The organism is Kitasatospora sp. NPDC002543 (genome assembly GCF_053594915.1).
Genome location: NZ_JBSFWR010000160.1, coordinates 1 through 12,279, shown reverse-complemented (window position 1 = coordinate 12,279; position 12,279 = coordinate 1). Strand labels below are relative to the sequence as shown.

Annotated in this window: 4 protein-coding genes and 1 pseudogene; 3 read left to right on the top strand and 2 right to left on the bottom strand. The window is 76.3% G+C overall.

Going from position 1 to position 12,279, the window contains the following annotated elements; all coding sequences use genetic code 11:
• Positions 1–95: 95 nt before the first annotated feature.
• Positions 96–1,310 (top strand): annotated as a pseudogene (locus tag ACWD4P_RS36320) (aldehyde dehydrogenase); the annotation flags it as partial.
• Entirely contained in the window at positions 1,307–2,032 is a 726-nt protein-coding gene (locus ACWD4P_RS36315; RefSeq protein WP_449782565.1) for a gamma-glutamyl-gamma-aminobutyrate hydrolase family protein, read from the top strand. The pseudogene ACWD4P_RS36320 and the gene ACWD4P_RS36315, both read left to right, overlap by 4 nt.
• 57 nt (positions 2,033–2,089) lie before the next feature.
• Here ACWD4P_RS36315 and ACWD4P_RS36310 read toward each other — a convergent pair whose 3' ends face one another.
• The gene (locus ACWD4P_RS36310; RefSeq protein ID WP_359831846.1) at positions 2,090–2,662 is read right to left on the bottom strand and encodes a MarR family winged helix-turn-helix transcriptional regulator; all 573 of its coding nucleotides are present in this window, start codon (positions 2,660–2,662) and stop codon (positions 2,090–2,092) included.
• 162 nt (positions 2,663–2,824) lie between these two features.
• Positions 2,825–4,438 carry an aspartate aminotransferase family protein gene (locus tag ACWD4P_RS36305; RefSeq protein WP_449782564.1) on the bottom strand — a complete coding sequence of 538 codons (1,614 nt, stop codon included), beginning with the start codon at positions 4,436–4,438 and terminating at the stop codon, positions 2,825–2,827.
• Positions 4,439–4,782: 344 nt separating this feature from the next.
• Between ACWD4P_RS36305 and ACWD4P_RS36300 the strand changes: the two genes are divergently transcribed.
• Positions 4,783–12,279: type I polyketide synthase (locus ACWD4P_RS36300; RefSeq protein ID WP_449782563.1), on the top strand; the 7,497-nt coding region annotated here is incomplete at its 3' end.

Here is a 12,279-nt window from a genome sequence, read left to right as displayed (position 1 = left end):
AGTTCGTCGAAGCCGTCCTTGGCGGCGCCGGGCTTGGAGGCGGCCTGGCGGTTGAGCCGCTCCATCTCCTTGACCAGGGCGAGCGCGTGGTGGCCATGGAGCAGCGGCGGGCCGAACTGGCGCTCACCGTCAGCCTGGAGATGGGCAAGCCGATCACCGACGCCCACGACGTCGAACTGCGGGCCGTCATCACCACCTTCCGCTGGTACGGCGGGCTCGCCGACAAGCTCACCGACGAGTCCCCGCACACCGCGCCCGACGCCCTGGCCCTCGTCACCCGGGAGCCCGCCGGCGTCGTGGGCGCGGTCGTCCCCTGGAACTTCCCCCTCACCCTGGCCGGTTGGAAGATCGCCCCGGCGCTGGCCGCCGGCTGCACGGTCGTCCTCAAGCCCTCGGAGCACTCACCGCTGTCCGCCCTGCTGCTCGGGCGGATCGGCCTGGAGGCCGGGCTTCCGCCGGGCGTCCTCAACGTCGTGGCCGGCGACGGACCCGTGGCCGGCCGGGCCCTCGGCCTGCACCCCGACGTGGACGTCCTCGCCTTCACCGGCTCCACCGCCGTCGGCCGCCACTTCCTGCACTACTCCGCCGACTCCAACCTCAAGCGGGTCTGGCTGGAGCTGGGCGGCAAGTCGCCCAACATCGTCCTGCCCGACGCCCCCGACCTGGACCGGGCCGCGGCCACCGCCGCCTGGGGCATCTTCTTCAACCAGGGCGAGATGTGCACCGCCCCCTCCCGGCTGCTGGTGCACCGCACCGTCGCCGAACGGGTCACCGAGGCGGTCGTGGCCCGCGCCCGCGCCCTGCGCGTGGGCGACCCGCTCGACCCCGCCACCGAGATGGGCGCCCTGGTCGGCGAGGGCCACCTCGACCGGGTGCTCGGCCACGTCCGCACCGCCCTCGACGACGGCGCCCGCCTGCGCACCGGCGGCGCCCGCACCCTGGCCGGCACCGGCGGGACCTACCTCGAACCGACCGTCTTCGACCAGGTCGCCCCGGACAGCCGGCTCGCCCGCGAGGAGGTGTTCGGCCCGGTGCTCTCCGTCCTCGCCTTCGACGACCTCGACGAGGCCGTCGCCCTCGCCAACGCCACCGACTACGGCCTCGCCGCCGGCCTGTGGACCTCCGACCTCTCCACCGCCCACACCGTCTCCCGCGCACTGAAAGCCGGTACGGTCTGGGTCAACTGCTACGAGGAGGGCGACCTCACCGTGCCCTTCGGCGGGAGGAAGCAGTCCGGCAACGGACGCGACAAGTCCGCCCACGCCCTGGAGAAGTACACCGAACTCAAGACCACCTGGATCCAGCTGTGACCCACCGTCCGCTCATCGCGGTGCCCGCCCGGTTCGCCGCCTCCACCTCCGCGCTGCGGTACGCCGCCGAGGTCAGCGCCAGGGCCTTGGTCGAGGCCGTCTGGCGGGCCGGCGGCGAGCCCGTCACCCTGCACCCGCACGCCCCCGGCGGCACCGCCGACCCCGCCGAGGTGGCCGGGCGGCTCTCCCGCTTCGACGGGCTGCTGCTCCCCGGCGGCGGGGACCTCGCCCCCCACCGCTACGGCGCGGCCGGCACCCACGCCGCCGTCTACGACGTGGACGACGAGCAGGACGCCTTCGACCTCGAACTCGCCCGGCAGGCCCTCGCGGGCCGGGTGCCGCTGCTGGCCGTCTGCCGCGGGCTCCAAGTGGTCAACACGGTGCTGAGCGGCACCCTGCACCAGGACATGGGAGGCCCCGGGCGCGAGCACCGGCACGTCCGGCACCCCGTCCGGCCCGCCCCGGGCTCCCTACTGGCCGGGATCTCCGGCGGCGGCGAGGTCACCGTGTCCTGCTACCACCACCAGCACGTGGACCTGCCGGGGGAGGGGCTGACCGTCACCGCCCGGGCCGCCGACGGGACCGTCGAGGCCGTCGAACTCCCCGGGCACGACGGCTGGTTCGCGGCCGTGCAGTGGCACCCGGAGGACACCGCGCACGAGGACCGGGCGCAGCAACGGCTCTTCGACGCGCTCGTGCGGGCCGCCCGCGGAGCCGCCTGAGCCCACGGTGCCGCCCGAGCCCGCCGAGCCCGCCGAGCCGGCTGTGCCCGAGGGCGGTCAGCGGCGGGCGCGCCGGCCGCTGCGGCGCGGGGCGGGCTCCTCGCCGTTCAGCAGCGAGCGGCGCCGCTCCTCCCCCTGCTCCTCGACCTGGAGCACCACCCGCCGCAGCCCGTCCGCGAGGCCGACGCACTCCGCGTCGCTCAGCCGCTCCGTCACGAAGGCCTCCTCCTCGTTGAACGCGGGGAACACCTCCAGCATGAACTCCTCGCCCTCCTCGGTGAGCGAGAGCAGCACCAGCCGACCGTCGGTCGGGTGGTCGGCGCGCTTCAGCAGCCCGCGCGACTCCAGGGTGCGGGACACCCCGGTCAGCGTGCCCTTGGAGATCCCCGCCTCCTCGGCGACGTGCCGGGTCTCGGACTCGCCCCAGACCCACACCACCCACAGCACCACGAAGGCGGTCCAGGTCAGGTCCGAGCCGCGCAGCACGGAGTTCTCCAGGTGCTGCCGCACGGCGGAGGCGGCCCGGTAGATGTTCGCCACCGCGGCCATCCGCTCCCGGCGGATCGCGATGCCGCCGAGCTTCGCCTGGACGAGCCGCTCCGCCTCGTTGATGGACCGCTGGCTGGGCACGGGTGCTCCCTCGTCTCGGCGTCACCGCATCGGACACGGCCTGGGCCACGGATACGGAGGTTTGGGCCCGTACCAGTGATTCAGGCATCTTAGGCCCGTCCCGCCGATCGCTCCCGCGCACGGGAGCGATCGGCGGGACGGGCCCTCGGGTGTGCCCGCCGGTCAGGCGTGTCCGTGCAGCAGCGTCTCGCCGTCGTGCTTGCGGAGGGTGGCGGCGAGGGCGCGCAGCGCGGACACGGTCTGCGCGATCTCCTCGTCCGTCAGGTGGATGGAGGGTTCGATCCGCAGGGTGCCGGTGGCGCTCGCGGTCGGGAAGGCCCGGACGTCGTGCACCCGCAGGAGGTAGCCGGAGAAGAGGTAGCCGAGCAGGCCCGCCGCGGCCTGCTCGCGGATGATCTCCGAGGGGGAGTCGGACTGGTCGTGGAACTCCACGCCGAGCATCAGGCCCCTGCCCCGGACGTCCTTCACGACGTCCCCGAACTCCTGCCGCAGCCCGTCGAGCAGTTCGGTCAGGCGTGCGCCGCGTTCCTCGGCCAGCCGGTACGCCCGGCCGCCGTCGGCCTCCAGCAGGTCCACCGTCCGGCCGGCGATCAGCGTGGAGAAGCTGTCCTTGGCGAAGGTGGAGCTGTGGACGAGCTCGAAGTCCCGGCGGTAGCGCGAGGAGCGCACCAGGGTCAGGCCGGCCTTGGCCACGCCGCCGCCCAGGCTCTTGGCCAGGGTGAAGTAGTCGCCCTGGAGGCCCAGGTGGGAGGAGGCGAAGAAGGCGCCGGAGCGGCCCATGCCGCTCTGCACCTCGTCGACGATGATCGGGCAGTCGATCCGCGCGCAGACCGCCTGGATCCGCCGGACGGCCTCCGGGTCGAGGGGGCGGATGCCGGCCTCGCCCTGGATCGGCTCCAGGACGAACGCGCCGATGACCGGCAGGTCGCGCTCGACCACCCGCACCGCGCCGTCCCCGACGGCGAGGTCGAGCAGGGTCCGCCGCTCCTCCTCGACGGTCCGCTCCAGGGCCTCCGGCTCGTCCAGCGGGACGAACCGGACCTGGGCGGCGAGGGCGCTGAACGGGGTCCGGTAGCCGGGGTTGTGGGTGAACTGGACGGTGCCGATGAGCTTGCCGTGGAAGGAGCCGGCCGGGGCGAGGAACACGGGCGGGGCGCTGCGGCGCTCGTCGTTGGCGGCGCGGAGGCGGGCCACGAGGCGGTCCAGGGGGCCGGGCCCTGCGCCGTCGGCGGGCCGGGCGCCGTCGGCGGGTTCGGCGAGGGCCCCGGCGAGGGCGTCGCCGGCCTCCACCCGGGCCCCGGCGCGCACGGCGGCCCGGGCGGCCTCGATGTTCGCCTCGATGCCCTCCAGCGCCTCGGTCAGCTTGGAGACCCGGTCGAGTTCCGCGTGCTTGACCGCGATCTCGACGGCCTCGGCGCCGCTGTTCGCGAAGACCGCGGAATACGTCTCGGTGGTGCCGAATTCGCGCTGGATGATGGTGTTCACCTTGCGCGCCAGATCGTTCGCGTAGGGGTGCCGGGAGAATTGCGCGTGAATCGGCGTACCGGCTTCGAGGAGTTCCTTCGCGTAGTCGACGATCACCGGGTTGTTGTGCCCGAGGATCGTCGACCCGTAGCCGCCGACGAGGTCGAGCACCGGCTTTTCCCGGCCCTCGTCGTCCCGCCGGAAGAGTGTGTTGCCGCGGGCTCGCACGTACTCGACGCCGAGCCCGAGCGAGGCCAGCCATTCCCCGAGGTACGGCTCCGCGAGCTGGAGCTCATCCACCGATCGGTCCATCGTGGTCCCCTTGTCCGCCGCTGTCGTTCGTGTCCGCCGGCTCGCCGTGCCCGGGCGTCCGGCCGACTCTAACCGCGACCTGTCATGAACCGGTAACAGCTCGGTCTCCCCGTGTTCCGGGTGCGCCCGGGGGAATGTTTCGGGCACGTTTCAGGCGGGTCGGCAGGCCCTCCGGACAATCTCCGGAAAAGCCTCGGTAATTTCTCGGCCAATACGGTCCCACCGTTGCCCGATTACCCGTCGGTGACCCGGCCGAGACTGTTCGGAAACGAATCCGGATAAGGTCGTTCGGAGTCATGGCCGTTATCGAACGTGATGTGCGGAACCGAAGGGCAGCCACGCGAATGACGAGTGAGCGACACTCCGGGAACACCCTGCGCCAGGACCGGCACGAGCCGGTCGCCGTGGTCGGCCTGTCGTGCCGGCTGCCCTCGGCGGCCGGACCCGCCGCGTTCTGGGAGCTCCTGCGCGAGGGGCGGGACGCCGTCACCGAGATGCCCGACCACCGCTGGGAGCCGATCTCCCCGGACGCGCACAGCGACCGGCGGCGCGGCGGCTTCCTGGACGGCATCGCCGACTTCGACGCCGAGTTCTTCGGGATCTCGCCCCGCGAGGCCGTGGTGATGGACCCGCAGCAGCGGCTCGTCCTGGAACTCGCCTGGGAGGCCCTGGAGGACGCCGGGATCCCGGCGACCGAACTGGCGGGCAGCGCCACCGCGGTCTTCGTCGGCACCGCCCGCGAGGACTACGCCGCCCTGGTCCACCGGCAGGGCTCGGCCGCGATCACCCAGCACACCGCCACCGGCACCCACCGGGGCATCATCGCCAACCGGGTCTCGTACGCGCTCGGCCTGCACGGCCCCAGCATCACCGTCGACACCTCCCAGTCCTCCTCCCTGGTCGCCGTGCACCTCGCCTGCGAGAGCCTGCGCACCGGGGAGGCGACCACGGCGCTGGCCGCCGGGGTGAACCTCAACATCCTCGCCGAAGGGGTCATGGACGCCGAGCGGTTCGGCGGCCTGTCGCCCGACGGCCGCTGCTACGCCTTCGACGCCCGGGCCAACGGCTACGTGCGCGGCGAGGGCGCCGGCGTGGTGGTGCTCAAGCCGCTCTCCCGGGCCCTCGCCGACGGCGACCGGGTGCACGGGGTGCTGCTCGGCAGCGCGGTGAACAACGACGGCGCCACCCCCGGGCTCACCGTGCCCAGCCAGGCCGCGCAGGAGCGGGTCATCGAACTGGCCCTGCACCGGGCCGGGGTCGCCCCCGAGGAGGTCCAGTACGTCGAACTGCACGGCACCGGAACGCCGTTGGGCGACCCGATCGAGGCCGCCGCACTCGGCGCGGCGCTCGGCACCCGGCGGCCGGCCGGCGATCCGCTGCGGGTCGGCTCGGTCAAGACCAACATCGGGCACCTGGAGGGCGCGGCCGGCATCGCCGGTCTGATCAAGACCCTGCTCGCCCTGCGGCACCGCAGGCTGCCGGCCAGCCTCAACTTCTCCACCCCGAACCCGAGGATCCCCTTTGCGGAGCTCAACCTCGCGGTCAACGACCGGCCGTCCGACTGGCCCCACCCGGAGCGCCGGATCGTCGCCGGGGTGAGCTCCTTCGGCATGGGCGGCAGCAACTGCCACGTCGTCCTCGCCGAGCCGCCGGCCCCCGCCGGAGGGGAGCCCGGGCCCGCCGCGCCCGGCGGCACCGGCCGGAGCGTCCTGCCGGTGGCGGTGTCCGCCCGCGGCGCGCGGGCGCTGCGCGCCCAGGCCGCCGCGCTCGCCGCCTTCCTCGCCGAGACCCCGGACGCGGCCCTCGCCGACATCGCCTGGTCCTCGGTCTCCACCCGCTCCCGGCTCGGCCACCGCGCCGTCCTGCCGGTCGCCGACCGGGGCGAGCTGCTCGCCGGGCTGGAGGCCCTGGCGGCCGGCCTGCCGGCGGCCGGGGCGGCGACGGAGACGGCGGTGGACGGCCCACTGGCCTTCGTGTTCACCGGCCAGGGCGCCCAGCGCGCCGGGATGGGCGCGGAACTGCGCACGCTCTTCCCGGTGTTCGCGACCGCCCTCGACGCGGTCTGCGCCCACCTCGACCCGCTGCTGGACCGCCCGCTGCGCGAGGTCGTCGACTCCGGTGAGGACCTCGACCTGACGGGGTACACCCAGCCCGCCCTGTTCGCGGTCGAGGTCGCGCTGTTCCGGCTCTTCGAGTCCTGGGGCGTGCGGCCGGACTTCCTCGCCGGGCACTCGGTCGGCGAGGTGGCCGCCGCGCACGTGGCCGGGGTGCTCTCCCTGGCGGACGCCTGCGCGCTGGTCGCCGCCCGCGGCCGGCTGATGCAGGCGCTGCCCGCCGGGGGCGCCATGGTCGCGGTGCAGGCCACCGAGGAGCAGGTCGCGCCGCTGCTCGACGGCCGGGAGCGGCAGCTGGCCGTCGCGGCGGTGAACGGGCCGACCTCGGTGGTGCTCTCCGGTGACGAGGACGCCGTCCTGGCGGTGGCCGCCGAGCTGCGCGAGCGCGGCCACCGCACCAAGCGGCTGACGGTCAGCCACGCCTTCCACTCCCCGCACATGGAGCCGATGCTGGCGGAGTTCCGCCGGGCGCTTGCGCCGCTCTCCTTCCGGCCGCCGGCCATCCCGATCGTCTCCACGGTGACCGGCGAGCCCGCCCCGGCCGAGCTGCTGACCTCCCCGGACTACTGGGTCGACCAGGTCCGCCGGCCGGTCCGGTTCCTGGCGGCCGCCCGGTCGCTGGAGGCGGCCGGCGTGCGCACCGTCCTCGAACTGGGACCGGACGGCGTCTGCTCCGCGATGGTGGCCGAGAGCGTGCTCGACCGGGCCGCGGTGCACGCCGAGCCGGCCCTGCGGGCGGGCCGGCCCGAGGAACGGACGGTCGCGGCCGCGCTCGGCCGGGCGTTCGCGCGCGGCGCGGCCGTGGACTGGGCCGCCGTGCACGCGGACACCGGTGCCCGCCGCGTCGACCTGCCGACCTACGCCTTCCAGCGCGAACGCCACTGGGTGACGGACCTCCCGGCCGCCGCCCCCGCCACGGCCCCGGCCCGGCCGGTCAGGGCCGGCGCCCCCGCGGCGGCCGCCGTGCCGGCGGCGGACGGGACCCCGGGCCCCGCCGCCCTGGTCGCCGCCCACATCGCGGCCGTCCTCGGCCGCCCCGCCGACCACCCCGTCGAGCCGGACCTGCCCTTCCGCGACCTCGGCTTCAGCTCGCTGATGAGCGTCGAGCTGCGCGAGAACCTCGCCGCCGCCACCGGCCTGCGGATGCCGGCCGGACTGCTCTTCGACCACCCGACGCCGCGCGCGCTGACCGCCTTCGTCGAGGCACGGCTGGCCGGTGACGGCGAGGAGGACGAGACCGGCGGCGCGACCGCCGGACCCGCCCCGGCCGGCTCGGACGAGCCCGTCGCGATCGTCGGCATGGCCTGCCGCTACCCCGGCGGGATCGCCTCGCCGGAGGACCTGTGGCGGCTGGTCGCCGAGCACGGCGACGCCGTCTCCGCCTTCCCCGCCGACCGCGGCTGGGACGAGGACCTGTACGACGAGGACCCGGAGCGCCCCGGCCGCAGCTACGTCCGCGAGGGAGGCTTCCTGGCCGACGCGGGCCGCTTCGACGCCGCCTTCTTCGGCATCTCCCCGCGCGAGGCCACCGCGATGGACCCCCAGCAGCGGCTGCTGCTGGAGACGGCCTGGGAGGCGCTGGAGCGCGCCGGACTGCTCCCCGCCGACCTGCGCGGCTCCCGCACCGGCGTCTTCGTCGGCGCCTCCGCCGGCGACTACGGCCCCCGGATGCACGACGCCCCGGACGGGGTCGAGGGGCACCTGCTGACCGGGACGGCGGCCAGCGTGATGTCCGGGCGGATCTCCTACCAGTTCGGCTTCACCGGGCCCGCGGTGACCGTCGACACGGCCTGCTCCTCCTCCCTGGTCGCCCTGCACCTGGCGGTGCAGTCGCTGCGCCGGGGCGAGTCGGAGCTGGCCGTGGCCGGCGGCGTGACGGTCATGTCCACCCCCGGCATGTTCGTCGAGTTCTCCCGGCAGCACGGGCTGGCGCCGGACGCGCGCTGCAAGGCCTTCGCGGCCGCCGCCGACGGCACCGCCTGGTCGGAGGGGGTCGGCCTGCTGGTGCTGGAGCGGCTGTCCGAGGCCCGCCGCCGGGGCCACCGGGTGCTCGCCGTGGTGCGCGGCTCGGCGGTCAACCAGGACGGCGCCTCGAACGGGCTGAGCGCCCCGAACGGGCCCTCGCAGCAGCGGGTCATCCGGCAGGCGCTCGCCGACGCCGGACTCGCCGCCACCGACGTGGACGTGGTGGAGGCGCACGGCACCGGCACCACGCTCGGCGACCCGATCGAGGCGGAGGCGCTGCTGGCCACCTACGGGCACGGCCGGCAGGACCGGGAGCCGGTGCTGCTCGGCTCGCTGAAGTCCAACCTCGGGCACACCCAGGCCGCGGCGGGCGTCGGCGGCGTGATCAAGATGGTGCAGGCGATGCGGCACGGGCTCGTCCCGGCGACCCTGCACGTCGACGAGCCGACGCCGCACGTGGACTGGTCCTCCGGCGCGGTCGTCCTGGCCACCGAGGACCGGCCCTGGCCGCGCAACGGCGGCCCGCGCCGCGCGGCCGTCTCCTCCTTCGGGATCAGCGGCACCAACGCCCATGTGATCGTCGAGCGGCCGGAGTCGGAGCCGGAGCCGGAGTTTCAGCCGCTGCCGGAGGCCGCCCCGGCGGACGGGGCCGCTGATGCCGCGCCGTCGGCGGTGCCCGTCCCCTGGCCGCTCTCCGCCCCCACCGAGGAGGGCCTGCGGGCCCAGGCCGCGCGCCTGCTCGACTTCGCCGCGGCCGCCCCCGGGCCGCACCCGGCGCAGGTCGGCCGGGCGCTGGCCACCACCCGGGCGTCGTTCCGGCGCCGGGCCGTCGTGCTCGGCGGCGACCGGGCCGGGCTCCTGGCCGGCCTGACCGCCCTGGCGGGCGGCGAGCCCGCCCCGGGCGTGGTGCGCGGCACCGCCGAGGAGGGCGTGCGCACGGCGCTGCTCTTCACCGGGCAGGGCGCCCAGCGCCTCGGCATGGGAGCCGGGGCGGCCGAGGCCTTCCCGGCGTTCGCCGCGGCCCTCGACGCGGCCTGCGCGGCACTGGACCCGCACCTGGACCGCCCGCTGCGCGACGTGCTGTTCGCCGGGCGGGACGACGCGGCGGCCGCCCGGCTGGACCGGACCGGGTACGCCCAGCCGGCGCTGTTCGCCGTGGAGGTCGCCTGGTTCCGGCTGCTGGAGTCGCACGGGGTGGTGCCCGACCTGCTGGCCGGGCACTCGGTCGGCGAGCTGGCCGCCGCGCACGTGGCCGGGGTGCTCTCGCTGGAGGACGCCGCCGCGCTGGTCGCGGCCCGCGCCCGGCTGATGCAGGCCGCGCCCTCGGGCGGCGCGATGATCGCGATCCAGGCCGACCCGGAGGCGGTCGCCGCCTCGATCGCCGACCACCCGGCCGAGCTGTCCCTGGCCGCCGTCAACGGGCCGGAGTCGGTGGTGATCGCCGGGGACGCGGAGCTCGCGGACCGGATCGCCGGGCAGTGGCGGGAGCGCGGCCACCGGACCAAGCGGCTGACGGTCAGCCACGCCTTCCACTCGCCGCACATGGACGGCATCCTCGACGAGTTCCGCGCCGCGGCCGGAGCGCTGACCTTCCGGGCGCCCGCCGTCCCGATCGTCTCGACCGTCACCGGCCGACTCGCGCCGGCCGACCTGCTGGCCTCGGCCGACTACTGGACCGGCCAGATCCGGGCCACCGTGCGCTTCCGCGACGCCGTCCGGACCCTGCGCGGGCTCGGCGCCGGACTGTTCGTCGAGGTCGGGCCGGGCGCCGTGCTGACCGGCATGGCGCGGGAGACGCTCGGCGACGGCGACGCGGCGACGGCCGTCGCGCTGGCCCGGGCCGGCCGGCCGGAGGCCGAGACGTACTCCGCCGCCCTGGCCGCCGTCCACACGGCGGGCGGCGCGGCGGACCTCACCGCACTCCTGCCCGGGGCCGCCCCGGCCGGGACCGGGACCGGAGGCACCGCCGACGCGCCGCTCGACCTGCCGACGTACGCCTTCGGCGGCGAGCGCCACTGGCTCGCCCCGAGCAGCACCCGCTCCGACCCGCGCGGCCTCGGCGTCGACCCCGCCGGGCACCCCCTGCTCGGCGCCGCGCTCGACGTGGCCGGCGGCGAGGACCTCGTGCTGACGGGCCGGCTGTCGCTGCGCACCCACCCGTGGCTGGCGGACCACGTCGTCGAGGGCCTGGTGCTGCTGCCCGCCACCGCCTTCCTGGAGCTGGCCTTCGCGGCGGGCGAGCAGGCCGGGCTCGGCACCGTCGAGGACCTCACCCTGGAGGCGCCGCTGGTGCTGCCCGAGCGCGAGGCCGTCCGGATCCAGGTCCGGCTCGCCCCGGCCGACGGCACCGGCGCCCGGGCGTTCACCGTCCACGCGCGCCCGGCCGGCGCCGCCGACGGCCCGGCGCTGCCGTGGACGCGGCACGCCACCGGCCTGCTCACCGCCGGGGACGACACGAGCACCGGGGGCGGGACGGAGACGGACGGGACGGCAGGCCCTGCGCCGGACGCCGCCTGGCCGCCCGCCGGAGCCGTCCCGCAGCCGGTCGAGGAGGCCTACCCGGCGCTGCGGGCCCTCGGCTACGACTACGGCCCGGCGTTCCGCGGCGTGCGCGCCGTGTGGCGGCTCGGCGAGGAGCTGCTCGCCGAGGTCGCCCTGCCCGAGGAGCAGCGGGACCAGGCCTCCCGGTACGGACTGCACCCCGCGCTGCTGGACGCGGCGCTGCACCCGCTGCTGCCGGGCGCGGCCGCCGGGACGGGCCCCGAGGAGATCCGGCTGCCGTTCAGCTGGTCCGGCACCCGGCTGCACGCGGCCGGGGCGGGCGCCCTGCGGGTCCGGATCACGCCGCTCGGCAGCCCGGGCACCGTCCGGCTGGCCGTCACCGACGGCACCGGCGCCCCGGTGGCGAGCGTCGCCTCGCTGGACCTGCGGCCGGTGCCGCGGGCCCGGCTGGCGGCGGTCTCCACCGAGGACGCGCTGTTCGCGGTCGAGTGGCCCGCCGTGTCCGCCGTGTCCGCCGTGTCCGGCGTTCCCGCCGTTCCCGCCGGGCAGGTCCCGGCCGTGACCCGGACCGACCTGGACGGGGCCGACCTGGACGGGGCCGAGCCGGCCGACCTGGTCGTGCTGACCCTCGCCCCCGGCACCGGGGCGCCCGCGGCCGCCGCCCGGGAGGAGACGGCCAGGGTCCTGGAGCTGCTGCGCACCGGACTGTCCGAGGAACGCTTCGACGGTTCCCGGTTCGTGCTGGTGACCACCGGCGCCGTCGCCGCACTGCCCGGCGAGGACGTGGCCGACCTCGTCCACGCACCGCTGTGGGGCCTGGCGCGCACCGTGCAGACCGAGCACCCGGGCCGGGTCCTGCTGGTCGACCTGGACGGGCGGGGCGACGCCCGGGAGCAGATCGCCGCCGCGGCCGCCACCGGCGAGCCCCAACTCGCCGTACGGGAGGGAAGGTTGCACGCACCCCGGCTGGCCCGTGCGCCCCGGCCCGCCACCGGGCGGCCCGGGTTCGACCCGGCCGGCACGGTGCTGATCACCGGCGGTACCGGCGGCCTCGGCGGGCTGCTGGCCCGGCACCTGGTCGTGGAGCACGGCGTGCGCCGGTTGCTGTTGGCGAGTCGGCGTGGTGCCGGGGCGCCGGGTGCGGTCGAACTGGCTCAGGAGCTGGGGGAGTCGGGTGCGCTGGTGGAGTTGGTGGCCTGTGACGCGGCCGATCGTGAGCGGCTCGCCGAGGTCCTCGCGGGGGTGCCGGCGGAGCATCCG